This window comes from Halobacillus seohaensis (assembly GCF_042663045.1).
GTDB lineage: Bacteria > Bacillota > Bacilli > Bacillales > Halobacillaceae > Halobacillus_A > Halobacillus_A seohaensis.
Window position 1 is genome coordinate 121,267 of sequence record NZ_JBHSZV010000014.1, and the last position, 15,882, is coordinate 137,148.

At 38.5% G+C, this 15,882-nt stretch carries 13 protein-coding genes; 12 read left to right on the forward strand and 1 reads right to left on the reverse strand.

Annotated elements, in window-relative coordinates:
• Positions 1-10: 10 nt before the first annotated feature.
• On the forward strand, positions 11-2,437 hold the full coding sequence (gene pheT, locus ACFQIC_RS06890) for a phenylalanine--tRNA ligase subunit beta (RefSeq protein WP_204707311.1): 2,427 nt from the start codon (positions 11-13) through the stop codon (positions 2,435-2,437).
• 919 nt (positions 2,438-3,356) lie between these two features.
• Here pheT and rnhC read toward each other — a convergent pair.
• On the reverse strand, positions 3,357-4,295 hold the full coding sequence (rnhC, locus tag ACFQIC_RS06895) for a ribonuclease HIII (RefSeq protein ID WP_204707309.1): 939 nt from the start codon (positions 4,293-4,295) through the stop codon (positions 3,357-3,359).
• Between the two features lie 152 nt (positions 4,296-4,447).
• On the opposite strand from rnhC, the gene zapA reads away from it, so the two are divergent.
• The 11 genes from zapA to trxA all read left to right on the forward strand — a co-directional run bounded on the left by zapA (position 4,448) and on the right by trxA (position 15,845).
• The gene (gene zapA, locus ACFQIC_RS06900; RefSeq protein WP_204707307.1) at positions 4,448-4,726 is read left to right on the forward strand and encodes a cell division protein ZapA; all 279 of its coding nucleotides are present in this window, start codon (positions 4,448-4,450) and stop codon (positions 4,724-4,726) included.
• A gap of 1 nt (position 4,727) precedes the next feature.
• Complete coding sequence (locus tag ACFQIC_RS06905; RefSeq protein ID WP_204707305.1) at positions 4,728-5,276, forward strand: CvpA family protein; 549 nt, start codon at positions 4,728-4,730, stop codon at positions 5,274-5,276.
• A 160-nt stretch (positions 5,277-5,436) separates the two neighbouring features.
• Positions 5,437-7,152, forward strand: a complete 1,716-nt coding sequence (polX, locus tag ACFQIC_RS06910) for a DNA polymerase/3'-5' exonuclease PolX (protein WP_204707303.1) — start codon at positions 5,437-5,439, stop codon at positions 7,150-7,152.
• Positions 7,153-7,170: 18 nt separating this feature from the next.
• Positions 7,171-9,519: an endonuclease MutS2 gene (locus ACFQIC_RS06915; protein WP_204707301.1), complete on the forward strand. Its 2,349-nt coding sequence runs from the start codon at positions 7,171-7,173 to the stop codon at positions 9,517-9,519.
• 21 nt (positions 9,520-9,540) lie between these two features.
• Positions 9,541-9,948, forward strand: a complete 408-nt coding sequence (locus tag ACFQIC_RS06920; RefSeq protein ID WP_204707299.1) for a DUF350 domain-containing protein — start codon at positions 9,541-9,543, stop codon at positions 9,946-9,948.
• A gap of 234 nt (positions 9,949-10,182) precedes the next feature.
• A complete protein-coding gene (locus ACFQIC_RS06925) occupies positions 10,183-11,892 on the forward strand; it encodes a long-chain-fatty-acid--CoA ligase (RefSeq protein WP_204707297.1) in 1,710 nt (569 codons plus the stop codon).
• An 86-nt stretch (positions 11,893-11,978) separates the two neighbouring features.
• On the forward strand, positions 11,979-12,569 hold the full coding sequence (locus ACFQIC_RS06930; protein WP_204707295.1) for a TetR/AcrR family transcriptional regulator: 591 nt from the start codon (positions 11,979-11,981) through the stop codon (positions 12,567-12,569).
• A gap of 14 nt (positions 12,570-12,583) precedes the next feature.
• Complete coding sequence (locus ACFQIC_RS06935; protein WP_204707293.1) at positions 12,584-13,357, forward strand: enoyl-CoA hydratase; 774 nt, start codon at positions 12,584-12,586, stop codon at positions 13,355-13,357.
• A gap of 17 nt (positions 13,358-13,374) precedes the next feature.
• Positions 13,375-14,148 carry an electron transfer flavoprotein subunit beta/FixA family protein gene (locus tag ACFQIC_RS06940; protein ID WP_204707291.1) on the forward strand — a complete coding sequence of 258 codons (774 nt, stop codon included), beginning with the start codon at positions 13,375-13,377 and terminating at the stop codon, positions 14,146-14,148.
• Positions 14,149-14,174: 26 nt separating this feature from the next.
• A complete protein-coding gene (locus tag ACFQIC_RS06945; RefSeq protein ID WP_204707289.1) occupies positions 14,175-15,155 on the forward strand; it encodes an electron transfer flavoprotein subunit alpha/FixB family protein in 981 nt (326 codons plus the stop codon).
• A 375-nt stretch (positions 15,156-15,530) separates the two neighbouring features.
• Positions 15,531-15,845 (forward strand): thioredoxin, encoded by a 315-nt coding sequence (gene trxA / locus ACFQIC_RS06950; protein ID WP_204707287.1) that lies wholly within the window; start codon positions 15,531-15,533, stop codon positions 15,843-15,845.
• Positions 15,846-15,882 lie beyond the last annotated feature (37 nt).

Sequence of the window (15,882 nt, forward strand, 5' to 3'; positions counted from 1 at the left end):
AGGAACAATCATGTTAGTATCATTAAATTGGTTGAATGAATATATAAACGTACGTGATTATAAGTCTGAAGACTTGGCGGAAATTATTACTAAGACTGGAATTGAAGTAGAAAGCGTTGAGCCAGTCGCTGAGAATATAACTGGTGTGGTTGTTGGTCACGTAAATTCATGTGAACAACATCCAAACGCAGACAAGCTATCTCTTTGTCAAATCGATGTAGGTGAAGCGACGTTACAAATTGTTTGCGGTGCATCTAACATATCAGCAGGTCAAAAAGTAGCAGTGGCTACCCCTGGCGCTGTTTTACCGGGGGATTTTAAAATTAAAAAAACAAAGCTTCGCGGGGAAGTATCTAATGGAATGGTTTGTTCTCTCCAAGAGCTGGGCGTAAATGAAAAAGATGTACCTAAAGAATTTCAAGATGGAATTTATGTGTTTCCTGAAGACGTTCAGGTTGGCCAAAATGCCGCATCATTATTAAATCTGGACGACATCATCATTGAATTAGGATTAACACCAAACCGTGCAGATTGCTTAAGTATGGTAGGTGTTGCTTATGAAGTAGCAGCTGCTCTCGGCCGTGAGTACGAACTAGCATCTGAAGATTTACACACCAGTTCAGAAAAGGCTGAAACATATATAGGTGTTGAAGTTGCTGATCCACAGGCAAACCCATATTACGGAGCGTTCATTCTTAGTGACGTTAAAGTTGGGAATTCTCCTTTGTGGATTCAAAATCGCTTAACAGCAACAGGTATACGTCCTATTAATAACGTTGTGGATATTACGAACTATGTGCTGTTAGAATATGGACAGCCACTTCACGCTTTTGATTACAATCGTTTTGGTACAAAAAAAGTAGTCACTCGTTTTGCTCGTGACGGAGAAACGATCGTTACCCTTGATGATCAAGAAAGGTCTCTAACATCTAACCATTTGGTAATTACAAATGGAGAAGAAGCACATGCTATTGCCGGAGTTATGGGTGGGGCAAAATCGGAAGTTCAAGAAGATACGACTACGATTTTACTTGAAGCAGCCTATTTTAATCCAGCTAACGTAAGACAATCTGCTAAGGATCACGGGTTGCGGAGTGAGGCAAGTACTCGATTTGAAAAGGGAGTAGACCCAAATCGTGTAGAACGAGCGGGCGCACGCGCTTGCGAACTGCTGAAGAAATATGCTGATGCAACGGTTTTGCAAGGTGTGCCAAGTTTTGATCAACTCGATCGTTCTGAAAAAACTATACAAGTGAATACAAAAGAAATTAATGATCGATTAGGAACCGAGATAACTGATAATGAAATAGCTGATATTTTAAATCGGTTACAATTTGACTTTAATCAAACTGGAGAAGACTTCAAGGTTTCGATTCCGACACGTCGTGGAGATGTGGAGAGATTTGAAGATATGCTTGAGGAAGTCGCGCGTATATATGGTTATGATAATTTACCGTTCACATTGCCAAGTGGTGCATCTCAAGCGGGGGGATTATCTCGTGAACAACATTTGAAACGCCGAGTCAAAGCTTTCTTTGAAGGGAGTGGACTTGACGAGACGATTACCTACTCTTTAACTAGTGAAAAACAAGCAAATTTGTTAGTGAGTAGAGAAGTGAACAAGCAAGCAAAAGCACCGGTGAAGCTCGCGATGCCAATGAGTGAGGATCATAGTCATCTTCGTTTAAGTATGCTTCCTGAACTGCTTCAGTCGTTAGCTTATAACGTAGCACGTAAGCAAAATAACTTAGGTTATTATGAATTAGGAACTGTTTTTATTAGCGAAGAAGAACAGGTCACAAAACAACCTCTTGAGATGTTAAGAGCTTCTGGCGCAATAACTGGAGAATGGGTCTCACATCCTTGGCAACAAGAAAAGAAAAAAGTAGACTTCTTTATTGTAAAAGGGATTATCGAGGGATTAGCGGATCAACTGGATGTCACTTTAACTTTTGAAAAAGCAAAGGTTGATGGAATGCATCCTGGTCGAACTGCTGAGGTTTTTTCTGAGGGGCATATGATTGGCTTTATCGGTCAAATTCATCCAAAATTACAAAAAGAGTTGGGATTGAAGGAAACGTATGTATTTGATTTAAATGCGGAGAAACTATTTGATTTGTATCGTAAAGAAGAAGCGTTCCAAACGGTACCAAAAGTTCCAAGTATTAGTCGGGACATTGCTCTAGTAGTGGACGAAACCGTTCCTTCTGGTAATATTGAAAAGACGATTCGTGAAGCAGGATCTCCTTTAATAAAGCAAGTTCTTGTTTTTGATGTGTATCAAGGGGAGCATTTGCAGTCTGGTAAAAAATCATTAGCATTTAACTTGCTTTATCTAGATCCCGAACGAACGTTAAAGGATAAAGAAGTGGAAGAGGCTCATGAAAAAATATTGCAGTCTGTTAAAGACACTCATGATGCAGAATTAAGAGGATAATAATAAAAGGAAGCGGGCTGTAGGATGAGTAGTTCCGATACCGTGGAGAATATCTAAAATAACACACTATGTTTAGCGCCATAAATAGCAGTACAAATAACAAACAAAAGCGCTTGGATCTTTAATGCCCAAGCGTTCTTGTTTGTATTTTCTTGTTAAACTAAAGCCGTAGATTATGAAAGGCTCAGCTTCGAGACATTCCGGTGGTTTCCGTTACAAAGGATGGTGTTTGAAGGTCCGGGAAATCACTCGCTTTCCGTGGGCATGTGGTGAGCTTCCTCAGGCGGGATCTCACCGATCATCTTCATCCCACAGGAGTCTTGCGATTTCCCGAACCTTCTTGCCTTTCGTGAGGAGAACGGAAACATCATCTCGTGAGCATCGTGTTGGGTGAGGCTTTATTCTATAGCATAGATAAGACGCATTCTCCTAAGTCGGGGGTTCGTTCACTTACATGTCAAATGGGGTGGCTTTGAAACGACGAGACTCCCGCGGGAGAAGGAGCTAGGCGAGATCCCGCAGGGCACAGCCCGAGGAAGCTCGCCCGTTCCCCCGCAGGAAAGCGAGTTGTTTCAAAGCCACCTCTATCCCTTATACGGTAACGAAACCCAAGCGCTTATGATGAACATGTTGTTATATCAATGGCTACGTGCCGACTTCTAAGATTCGTGGATGTTCCTTACCTCCTACCGATGAAGGTACAGCCGTACAACCTGAGTCTTCGCAAATGTCATTATTTTATTTGGATTGCGATTTTGTATGATAATTCAACCATTGATATATAAGGGAAAAATAAGAGACCAAATCATATGAGATTTGGTCTGCTTATTCGTATGCTATTTCGTATGTTTCTCCACGGAAACGGAACTGCTTAGCTGTAGGACCCGGATCCGCTTTTTTTAATCCAACGAGGAGCTTTTTAAAGAAGTTTTTTAGCTTTTTCTTTATTAGCAAAGTGTACTTTGGCAAGTTCACGAAGTTTCTCTTCACCGTAGATCTCGATTATTTTAGCCGCAGCTTTGTCGACCTTTGCAGATGCACCTTTTGGTATAGGTAACCCTGTATCCATCTCAATTTGGTTCATGGCTTTAACAAAGCTGGATCTCGCTAAAATGGAACCAACGGCTACAGCAATTGAGTAGCTTTCTGCCTTTGTCATAAAGTAGACATGACTTTGTAAGTTCTTACCTTCTGACTTCAAATGGTTTTGATAGACATTTGGTTGAGAAAATTGATCAATTAGAATTCCTTCAGGTTGCTCAGGTTTGATTTTCTCAAGCAATGTTTCTAATGCTTTGTGATGAAGCATGGTTTTCATTTTACCTTGTGTCCAGCCTTTTTCTTGCCATTGATTGTATTTCTTATTATTTAAACGCAATAAACTGTAAGGAATATTCATATCGACAATTTGTTTGGCTAGATGTGTGATTTGATCATCTGATAGATGTTTAGAATCTTTAACACCAATTGCTTTCAAATGGCCGATCTGGTGATCTCTTACATAAGCAGCTGCAACAGTAATAGGACCAAAGAAATCACCCGTTCCTGCTTCGTCAGATCCAATATGTGAACTGGCAAACAGAGCGTCGGGTGGGTGGAAAGAATGTTTCTCCTTCTTATTAGAAGAAGGAGTATCTTTTTTCTTACTCTTATTCCCTTTTTCCCATTTATCCGATTCGGCTTCAGGATCCTTTCCTTGGAATAGTACTTTTCCAGAAGGATACGCTGTTATGGTACAATTAACAGTTTTAGCAGCGAAAGAAGCATGGTTGGGTGTGTTTGATTTTAATGAAGGACGATAATATTTCTTTAATTCGTCTAGGTGATGCTTAGGTAATGTAAGTACAACTTGTGGCATAATTTAATCCTTTCTAAAGATAGTTCTTGAATTATTATAGCAAATAACAGTCTTAAACAGTACAAGGAAGGAAATCGACCTTATTGGTTTCCTAATCGTTTATCTTCATGTTACTATAAAGCGTAGGATATGAGAATCAAGGGGGTATGGATGTGTCCCAATCAGATAAAGAACCCAAGCGCATCACTGTTGAGATTAATAATCGATCTTATACCATCATCGGTCAAGAGGAGCCACACCATATCCGCATGGTATCTAATCTTGTAGATCAAAAAATGAAAGAAATTTATGAAGCTAACCCTACATTGGATGTATCAAAATTGGCTGTATTAACAGCTGTGAATACGATGAATGAGTACATAAAACTCAAAGAAGAATGTACAGAACTAATAAATTATATTGAGAAGATAGAGAAAGAGGAAGACAACTAATATGATTGATTTACTGATACTTTTCATTTTACTTTTAGGTATATTTACAGGTTTTAAACGTGGATTTATATTGCAGTTGTTTCATTTAATAGGGTTTATTGTCGCTTTTGTTGTAGGTGTGCTATATTATGATGATTTAGCTCCTAAATTATTGTTATGGATTCCTTACCCTGATTTGCCCGAAGATGCTTCTTGGGCGATTTTCTTAGAAAACTTACCCTTAGAAACTGCTTTTTATAATGCTATTGCTTTTGCTATTATTTTCTTTGGTGTGAAAATCATATTGCAAATTGTGGCTTCTATGCTTGATTTTGTCTCTGATTTACCGGTATTAAGTACAATTAATGGTTTACTTGGAGGTATTTTAGGATTTGTCGAACGCTATGTTATTTTATTTGTACTACTATATATAGTAGCGCTTGTTCCTCTTGAAGCTATACAAAGTGCAATCGATGGATCATTTTTAGCTCAGTTTATAATCGAACATACGCCTGTGCTTTCAGCTCAATTAAAAAATCTGTGGATTGAACAAGTGGCAAGTTTGATATAACGGAATTTTAGGGGAAGGCCGCTATAATCATAGCGGCCTTTTCTTATAGTTTAGAAATTTCTTTATACTGTATCTGGTTGCGATGAGAATATCTAGGATTTTCAGTTCACTGAAGTGTTTAAGAGTAGAAGTAGGAAGAATTCGAAAGGGTGATATGCTTATGACAGTTAATAAAAAACAAGTTGTTCAGTTGTTGGAAAAAATAGGTATTTACCTAGAGTTAAAAGGAGAAAATCCTTTTAAAATTTCAGCGTATAGAAAAGCTGCCCAGGCTCTAGAGCGGGATGACCACTCACTTAGTGAAATTGATGATTTCACTAAGATGAAAGGGATTGGAAAAGGTACAGCCGCAGTTATAGATGAATATGTGCAGAATAGTCATTCAGAAACTTTGCAGCAACTGCAAGCAGAAGTACCTGCTGGCCTTGTTCCCTTGCTTGACCTACCAGGACTTGGAGGGAAAAAACTCGCCAAGCTTTATCAGCAACTAGGGGTCACGGATGCTGAGTCTATGAAAACCGCTATCGAGACGGGTAAGGTGGAATCGTTAGAGGGTTTTGGGAAAAAGTCATCCGAAAAAATGTTGAAATCCTTACAGGAGGCAGGATCGAGACCTGAGCGACTGCCAATATCAAGAATGCTTCCTTTAGCTAGTAAAATAGAAGAATTCTTACAAGGACTTCCTTCCGTTAAACGACATTCCCAAGCAGGGAGTGTAAGACGAATGAAGGAAACGATAAAAGACCTCGACTTTATTATTGCTTCTGAGGAAGCTGCGGCAACTAGAGATGAACTTTTAAGTTACCCTGATATAAAGGAAGTGGTAGCTTCTGGTGAGACAAAGGTATCGATCATTGTGCAAGAAGGTTATGATATAGGTATTGACTTTAGAATTGTAGAACCAGAGGAATTTATTACGACTTTGCATCACTTTACTGGTTCTAAAGATCATAATGTAGCGATGAGACAGCTGGCCAAAGAGAGAAATGAGAAAATTAGTGAATATGGAATTGAAGACATAGACACTGGAGAAGTAAAGACATTTGAAACCGAGGAAGCGTTTTTCCACCATTTTGGTTTACATTATATACCTCCCGAGGTGCGTGAAAATTCAGGAGAAGTTGAAGCATTCAAAGAAAGTATTGGCTTAATTGAATCTAAAGACATTCGTGGGGATTTGCATATGCACTCTACATGGAGTGATGGTGCACAGTCGATCAGAGAAATGGCCCTTAGAAGCAAAGAAAAGGGCTATGAGTATATTGCAATTACTGATCATTCCAAGTATTTACGAGTGGCTAATGGACTAGATGAGAAGCGTCTACGTATGCAAAGAGAAGAAATTGAAAAGATTAATGAGGAAATAAGTGATTTTCATATATTTTGCGGAATTGAAATGGATATTTTACCTGATGGTTCATTGGATTTCAATGATGATTTTCTTAAAGAAATGGATTACGTAATTGGATCCATTCATTCAAGTTTCAGTCAATCAGAAGAAATCATTATGAAAAGAATCAATCATGCTTTAGAGAATCCTCATGTAGATATGATTGCTCATCCTACAGGCCGCTTAATTGGTCGCAGAGCTGGATACAAAATAAATGTGGAACAACTGATCCACAAGGCGAAGGAAACGGGAACGATTCTCGAATTGAACGCGAATCCTAACCGTTTAGATTTAAGTGCCCAGTGGCTTCGTGTTGCACAAGAGGAAGGTGTGGAGATTGCTATTAATACTGATGCCCATAGTTATCCCATGCTCGATGATATGAAAATAGGAGTAGGGACGGCTCGAAAAGGTTGGTTACAAAAAGATTCCGTTATAAATACGATGACAAAAGAACAACTGATGAAGAGACTCGGATTAAGTTAGATAAAAGGGGTTAGCATAATGAATCAACGAATCCTTGATGTTTTAGAATATAATAAAATTATTGATCAACTGATCGATCAGACGGCTTCTTCCTTAGGGAAAGAGAAAGCACTCGCTTTGAAGCCTTCTACTCAATTAAGTGAAGTAGTCCGTTGGCAAAATGAAACAGATGAAGCAGCTCAAGTCCTTCGTCTTAAAGGCCATATCCCTTTGGGCGGAATTTTTGATATTAAACCGAGTATTAAACGGACGATGATCGGTGGAATTCTAAGTTCCCTTGAGTGTTTAGATATCGCTAGTACTATTTATGGTGGAAAACAGCTTAAACGTTTTATTGAGGATATGGAAGAACCAGAATTACTGATTTTACGTGAACTAATACACGATGTCCTCCCCTTGCAGGAATTGGAAAGAAAAATAAAAAGTCGAATTGACGATCACGGTGCCGTAATGGACGGGGCTTCAGAGAAACTACGTACGATCCGTTCACGAATCCGTACATCAGAAAGCAGAGTGCGTGATCGATTGGATTCTTTTACAAAGTCAAAATCCAAAATGCTTTCAGACTCGATAGTCACGATTAGAAATGATCGCTATGTACTGCCTGTTAAGCAAGAATACCGTGGTTCAATAGGTGGTATTGTTCATGATCAATCAGCTTCAGGAGCTACTTTATTTATTGAACCACAGTCCGTTGTAGAGGTGAATAATCAACTGCAACAAGCCCGTGTAGAAGAAAAGCATGAAGTCGAAAGAATCTTGGCAGAACTATCCCAAGAAATAGCTGAAGAACAAAGCGCTTTATATCAAAACGTAGAGATTCTATCTCACGTTGATTTCATGTTTGCCCGGGCAAAGCTTGGCAGTCAAATGAAAGCAGCTATGCCTACTATGAACGAAGAAGGGCGTGTCAATTTAAGACAAGCACGTCATCCTTTTATTGACCCAAAGGATGTAGTACCGAATGATGTCAAAATTGGTGAAGACTTTACATCAATTGTAATAACTGGACCAAACACAGGTGGTAAAACGGTCATTCTTAAATTGCTCGGCTTATTTACACTTATGGCACAATCTGGGCTTCAAGTACCGGCTATGGATGGTTGTGAGTTGGCTGTATTTGAACAAGTATATGCCGATATCGGGGATGAGCAATCCATCGAACAAAGTTTGTCTACTTTCTCATCCCATATGACGAATATTGTAGACATTTTAAAACATGTAAACGAGCGTACTCTCGTCCTTTTTGATGAATTAGGTGCGGGTACAGATCCTCAAGAAGGGGCAGCTCTAGCTATGTCCATCCTTGATGAGGTTGTTAGTCGGGATGCTCGGGTAATTGCTACAACTCACTATCCAGAATTAAAAGCATACGGGTATAACCGAACAGGAGTGACGAATGCATCTGTAGAGTTTGATATAGATACATTAAAACCGACATACAGGCTCTTGATCGGAATACCAGGCCGAAGCAATGCATTTGAAATATCAAGAAAACTCGGTCTTGAAGAAAAAATTATTGATACGGCGAAACAGCATGTTGGGGCGGATTCACAAAGTGTTGAAAATATGATCGCTTCCTTAGAATCCTCAACTCGTGAAGCAGAGAAAGACTACGAAGAGGCAGAACTAAAGCGACAGGAAGCCGAGCAGCTTCATAGAGACTTACAGGATAAATGGCAGCAGTTTGAAGAAAAACGAGAGAAACTTTATCAAAAAGCCGAAGACAAAGCGCAAAAGGCCGTTGAAAAAGCAAGAGAAGAAGCTGAGAAAATTGTTAATGAAATCCGTAATATGAAAAATCAAGCTGAAATAAAGGAACATGAGTGGATTGAAGCTCGCAAAAAGCTTGATGAAGCTCAACCGAATTTATCAAGTAAAAAAAGTGCTCCTCAAAAAAGCCAAGTAAAAACAAAACAGAAAGAACTGGAACCTGGAGATGAAGTGAAACTTCTAACATTAAATCAGCAAGGCATCATATTAGAAAAAACAAGTAGCCAGGAGTATCAGGTTCAAGTAGGTGTAATGAAAGTGAAAGCAAAAACAAAAGACCTTGAATTTATAAAATCTAAACAACCTTATAAAGAAAAACCGATCGCAACCGTTAAAGGTAAAAGTCATCATGTTAAAACAGAATTGGATTTGCGTGGTGAAAGATATGAAGAAGCACTAAGTCTGTTAGAAAAGTATGTAGATGATGCTGTGCTAGCTGGTTATCCCACAGTTTCAATCATTCACGGAAAAGGAACAGGCGCCCTAAGAACAGCCGTACAAAATTATGCCAAAAACCATCGTTCCATTGCCAACTACCGATTTGGAGGAATGAATGAAGGTGGCAGTGGCGTAACCGTGTTAGAGTTAAAGTAATGACCTTAGGGAGGGCTTGAAATGATTGGCTTTTGGGAGAATACTTATGTAGAGACAGCCGCCAATTATAGTGTTGTTGTGTTATGTTTAGTTGTCTTTATGACTGTATTTGAAGTCGTAACCTCCTACAATAATTGGGATGAAATTAAAGCAGGAAATCTGGCTGTGGCTATGGCGACAAGCGGGAAAATATTTGGAATAGCTAATATATTCCGTTATTCTATTGAGCATAATGATACATTGATTCAAACAATGGGCTGGGGTTTATATGGTTTTGTATTATTACTGTTTGGTTATTTCATTTTTGAGTTCCTCACGCCTTCCTTTAAGATTGATGAGGAAATTGCAGCAGATAATAAAGCCGTTGGTTTTATTTCACTTACTATTTCTGTAGGATTATCTTTCGTTATTGGTGCCAACATAATATAAGGAGGCTGAAGGTGGAAACATTAGCAAAAATCTTAATGGGTGTAGCTGCCCTTTTTATTGTAGTGGGTGTTATATATATGTTTTTAATGTAAAAGCTTTCCCTAAATGGGAGAGCTTTTTTAAGTGCATATAGAATAAATAACTCCTCAATATTTTCAATTTTTTAAAAAATATTTCAAATTTCTTGGATATATCGTTATAATGAAAGTATTACACAGTGGGAGGAGTTTTGAGATGACTATGGAAACACGATCTTGGCATAAGCACTACCCACCAGAGATACCTACTAGCATAGCGTACGATGAAAAACCTTTGCACCATTTTTTAGAGGAAAGTGCTAAAAATTACGGAAAAAAGAAAGCGCTTTATTTTATGGGGAAAGAATTAACTTATAACGAAGTGTATGAAGATACAAAGGGATTTGCTAGTTATTTACAAAAATTGGGGCTTGAAAAGGGGGATCGAGTCTCAATTATGCTGCCCAACTGTCCACAATCAGTAATTGCTTATTATGGAGTACTAATGGCAGGTGGTGTAGTTGTGCAAACTAACCCGTTATATATGGAAAGAGAGCTTGAGTATCAGCTGAAAGACTCTGAGGCGAAGATGATATTATGTTTAGATGTGCTTTATCCAAAGGTGGCTAATGTAAAGGCCAACACGTCCGTTGAACATGTCTTTGTGACGGGAATTAAAGATTATCTACCGTTCCCTAAGAACAAAATTTATCCATTTATTCAAAGGCGTCAATACCAAATGCTTGTCAAACCTGAGCAGTCTACAGATACACATATTTGGAAAAACATGCTTGATGAAAGCAGTGGCCAAGTAGCTCCGATTGATATTGATCCAAAAGAAGATTTAGCACTTTTACAGTATACAGGGGGTACTACAGGCTTTCCTAAAGGTGTTATGCTTACCCACTTTAATCTAGTAGCTAATACGCAAATGTCCGTGAAATGGTTATATAAATCTCAAAAAGCTAAAGGAACAATGTTGGCAATTTTACCGTTTTTTCACGTTTATGGGATGACGGTGGTCATGAATTTCTCTGTAATGATGGGGAATAAGATGATTTTGATGCCTAAGTTTGAACCAGAAGATGTTTTGAAAGTAATATCAAAGCAGAAACCAACACTGTTCCCAGGAGCACCGACGATTTATATCGCCTTACTAAATCATCCTGATCTGAAGAAGTATGATTTATCTTCAATTGAAGCTTGTATTAGTGGTTCAGCACCACTTCCGATTGAAGTTCAAGAACAATTTGAAAAAGTGACAGGAGGAAAGTTAGTTGAAGGATATGGCCTTACAGAAACGTCCCCTGTTACTCACTCAAACTTTATATGGAGTAATCGAGTCAGTGGAAGTATTGGAGTTCCGTGGCCTGATACGGATGCAAAAATTTTAAAATTAGATTCAGAGGAAGAAGCGGATCATGGGGATATTGGAGAAATATCTGTTAAAGGTCCTCAAGTCATGAAAGGATATTGGAACCGACAAGAAGAAACCGACCAAGTCCTAAGTGAAGATGGGTGGTTTCGTACAGGTGATATGGGTTATGTGAATGATAATGGCTACTTTTATATTGTGGATCGTAAAAAAGATATGATTATTGCGGGCGGTTACAATATCTATCCTCGAGAAGTTGAAGAAATTCTTTACGAACATGAAGCCGTTCAAGAAGCAGTAATTATTGGAATTCCAGATCCATATAGAGGTGAGACGGTAAAAGCTTTTATAGTCAAGAAGCAGAACAGTTCAGTAACAGAAGAGGAATTGAATGAATTCTGTCGTAAAAATATAGCCGCCTTTAAAGTGCCGAGAATTTATGAATTTCGTGAGGAACTACCGAAAACCGCAGTAGGTAAAATTCTAAGACGTACTTTAGTGGAAGAAGAGAAAAAGAAGCTAGAAGATCAAAAGCCTTTGCAAAACTCATAGTTTTTTTGTTGACAGAGTTATATTTGGGTTGTAATATAATAAGTGAATGATCATTCATTCATTTTCGCAAAAAGGCAGGAGATTCTATGAATAAAGATAAGCCTAAATATAAACAAATCATCGATGCAGCGGTAGTAGTTATTGCTGAAAATGGATATCACTCCTCGCAAGTATCTAAAATTGCTAAAAAAGCAGGAGTGGCGGATGGCACCATTTATTTATATTTCAAAAATAAAGAAGACATCTTAGTTTCCTTATTTCAGGACAAAATGGGCCAGTTCATAGAGAGAATTGAACATGAAACTACATCTAAGCAGTCAGCTGAAGAGAAATTATTCACCCTTGTGGAAACACATTTTCAGCAGTTGGCTGCAGATCATCATTTAGCCATTGTAACACAACTCGAACTTCGTCAATCCAATAAAGAACTACGTTATAAAATTAATAACGTACTCAAAGGTTACTTAGCAGTCATTGATAATATCGTGGATGAAGGAATTCGTGAAAAATTGTTCCGGGATCACTTAAATCGTAGACTCGTACGTCAGTTGATTTTTGGAATGATGGATGAAGCTGTCACGAATTGGGTAATGAAGGAACAGCGATATAACTTAGAAGAACAGGCAAGGGATGTCCATAGCTTAATGGTATATGGTCTGGCTCAACCTCGTTCATAAAGGAGAGAAGAGTATTGTCTACTTTACATGTTCAGACGAATGGTCACGTAGCAATGATTACTATTCAAAGTCCACCAGCAAATGCACTATCTAGTTATATTTTAAGAGACTTATCGGATGAACTTGATTTAATTGAAAATGATGCTAATATCAAAGCAATTTTGTTGAAGGGAGAGGGGAAATTCTTTTCCGCAGGAGCGGACATTAAAGAGTTTACATCCTTTCAGAAGACTTCGGACTCTGAAAATTTAGCTAGTGAGGGGCAGAGTCTTTTTAATCGCATTGAAAATTTCCACATTCCAGTGATTGCAGCGATTCATGGAGCTGCTCTGGGAGGGGGATTAGAATTGGCTATGTCTTGCCATATTCGTTATGTAGCAAACGATGCCAAGCTAGGTCTACCTGAATTAAATTTAGGTATTATTCCCGGATTTGCTGGAACTCAAAGACTTCCAAGGTACGTAGGAACAGCAAAGGCTTATGAGATGATATTAACGGGTATTCCGATAACTGGGGAAGAAGCCGTTACTTTTGGCTTAGCTAACAAAGGTTTCCCTAATGAGCAATTAAATGAGGAAACAGAAAAATTAGCTCAATTAATTGCATCAAAGAGTGGACCCACTATTCATCATGTAATGAATCTTATCCCTTACGCCCACACTACTCAATTTCAAGATGGAATAAAAAAGGAAGCAGAGGCTTTCGGTAGTGTATTTGGTAATCAAGATGCGCGCGAAGGTGTGCAAGCTTTTATAGAAAAAAGAAAGCCAGAATTTAAAGATCAATAGTTTAGGAGGGTTCTTAAATGAACATTTATGTATTGCTGAAAAGAACATTTGATACAGAGGAAAAAATAACCATTAGCAACGGGAAAATTGAAGAAGATGGAGCAGAATTTATTATTAACCCTTACGATGAATATGCAGTTGAAGAGGCTATTAATTTACGTGAGGCTCATGGTGGAGAAGTAACAGTTGTGACGATTGGTGAAGAAGATGCAGAAAAACAATTACGTACTGCGCTTGCTATGGGTGCGGATAAAGCAGTGTTAATCAATACGGAAGATGACCTAGAAGAGGGAGACCAGTTCACAACCGTTAAGATCTTAGAAGCTTTCTTTGAAGGTCGTGAAGTTGACATTATTCTTGGTGGTAACGTAGCTATAGATGAGGCAAGTGGCCAAGTTGGTCCTCGCTTAGCCGAACGTTTAGACATTCCGTGTATTACAACGATTACGAATATTGAGGTAGAAGGTAATGACGTTCATATTGAGCGTGACGTTGAGGGTGATGTGGAGAAAGTGGATACATCACTTCCGTTAATTGTTACTTGTCAACAAGGTTTGAATGAACCTCGTTATCCATCATTACCAGGGATTATGAAGGCAAAGAAAAAGCCATTAGAAGAACTTGAGCTAGATGACCTGGACTTGGATGAAGATGACGTAGAACCCAAAACAAGAACAACAGAAATTTTTCTTCCACCTGAAAAACAGACAGGAAAAGTCCTTGAAGGTGAAACTGCCGAGCAAGTAAAAGAATTAGTATCCTTACTAAAAACAGAAGCCAAAGTACTATAAAGACCGATAAGGAAAGGAGACTTACTATGAGTAAGAAAGTATTAGTAATCGGGGAAGCTCGTGAAGGATCCCTTAGAAATGTTACATTTGAAGCTATTGCAACGGCTAGTATTATTAGTGATGGAGGAGAAGTAGTTGGAGTCATCTGTGGCACAGATAACTTGGAAGAAATGGGTCAAGAAATGATTTACTATGGCGCTGATCGTGTGATCACTGTCGCAAACGAAGATTTGAAAACGTATACATCTGATGGCTATGGTCAAGCAATCCAGGCTGTAATTAATGATGAATCTCCTGAAGGAATCGTAATGGGGCATACATCAATAGGAAAAGATTTAACCCCTAAGTTGGCCAGCCGTCTAGAGTCTGGACTGATTTCAGATGTTACAGAAGTTACAGAAGATGGAGGTAGTGTTGTATTTACAAGACCGATTTATTCTGGTAAAGCTTTCGAGAAAAAAGAAATCATTGAAGGATTGGTTTTTGTAACCATCCGACCGAATAACATTCCAGTAGGTACTCGTGATGACTCTCGTATGGGCGAAGTTACTCAGAAGAGCGTTGATATTCGAAATATTCGTACTGTCATTAGAGATGTGATTCGCAAGTCCTCGGATGGAGTAGATCTTTCTGAAGCTAAAGTTATTGTAGCTGGAGGACGTGGTGTGAAAAGTGAGGAAGGCTTTGAACCACTAGAACAATTGTCTGAAGTATTAGGTGGTACTGTTGGGGCATCCCGTGGGGCGTGTGATGCGGGCTATTGTGACTATTCCTTACAAATCGGGCAAACAGGTAAAGTAGTTACACCGGACTTATACATTGCCTGTGGAATATCGGGGGCTATTCAACACTTAGCTGGCATGTCTAATTCTAAAGTAATCGTTGCTATTAACAAAGATCCTGAAGCAAATATCTTTAATGTTGCTGATTATGGAATTGTTGGAGATTTGTTCGATGTTGTACCGAAATTAATAGAAGAGATAAAACAAATGAAAGTAAATGCATAGAATTTTGTAAGGGTGAAGGTTAAAGCTATATGCTTTAACCTTTTATTTTTTTAAAATACACAAAACAAGCAGTGTATTTTAAAAAATTCTCATATTAAGCTAAAATTGAAAAATACCAAATGAAATATATGTTGGTAATGGTTGTTGTGAGTGATGAAGGTTAGTTTTTAGAGGCGTTTATTTGCGGTGGGAGGCAGGATATAGTCGACACTCGAGTCCTAAGCAATAAGGAAAAAACTCTTTCCCTTTGCCGTCTTGTTTATCCTTGTTGTGTCTGACGAATGCTTCCATAATTCAATCAAACAAATTGTTAGTCACTTAAAATAGAAAGTGATATACTCATTACAGACTAAATGAACGAGGAGGAATTTTAAGATGGCACTTGTTAAAGGAACTGATCAAAACTTTTCAGAAGAAACTAATGAAGGTCTAGTACTTGCAGATTTTTGGGCTCCATGGTGTGGACCTTGTAAAATGATAGCTCCAGTTCTCGAGGAACTTGATGAAGAAATGAGTGATCAAGTTAAGATTGTTAAACTTGATGTTGACGAAAACCAAGAAACAGCGAGTAAGTTTGGAGTTATGAGTATTCCAACACTACTTCTTTTCAAAGATGGGAAAGTTGTGGACCAAGTTATCGGCTTCCAACCAAAAGAAGCACTAGCTGAATTGATTACTAAGCACTCTTAATGATTTGTAAGTTACACGGCCACGTTGCTCAGCAACG

Bases quoted from the DNA above. Each gene is read 5' to 3' on its own strand.
- pheT (WP_204707311.1), top strand. From the start codon at position 11: ATGTTAGTATCATTAAATTGGTTGAATGAATATATAAACGTACGTGAT.
- rnhC (WP_204707309.1), bottom strand. From the start codon at position 4,295: ATGCCACAAGTTGTACTTACATTACCTAAGCATCACCTAGACGAATTA.
- ACFQIC_RS06905 (WP_204707305.1), top strand. From the start codon at position 4,728: ATGATTGATTTACTGATACTTTTCATTTTACTTTTAGGTATATTTACA.
- polX (WP_204707303.1), top strand. From the start codon at position 5,437: ATGACAGTTAATAAAAAACAAGTTGTTCAGTTGTTGGAAAAAATAGGT.
- ACFQIC_RS06915 (WP_204707301.1), top strand. From the start codon at position 7,171: ATGAATCAACGAATCCTTGATGTTTTAGAATATAATAAAATTATTGAT.
- ACFQIC_RS06920 (WP_204707299.1), top strand. From the start codon at position 9,541: ATGATTGGCTTTTGGGAGAATACTTATGTAGAGACAGCCGCCAATTAT.
- ACFQIC_RS06925 (WP_204707297.1), top strand. From the start codon at position 10,183: ATGACTATGGAAACACGATCTTGGCATAAGCACTACCCACCAGAGATA.
- ACFQIC_RS06930 (WP_204707295.1), top strand. From the start codon at position 11,979: ATGAATAAAGATAAGCCTAAATATAAACAAATCATCGATGCAGCGGTA.
- ACFQIC_RS06940 (WP_204707291.1), top strand. From the start codon at position 13,375: ATGAACATTTATGTATTGCTGAAAAGAACATTTGATACAGAGGAAAAA.
- ACFQIC_RS06945 (WP_204707289.1), top strand. From the start codon at position 14,175: ATGAGTAAGAAAGTATTAGTAATCGGGGAAGCTCGTGAAGGATCCCTT.
- trxA (WP_204707287.1), top strand. From the start codon at position 15,531: ATGGCACTTGTTAAAGGAACTGATCAAAACTTTTCAGAAGAAACTAAT.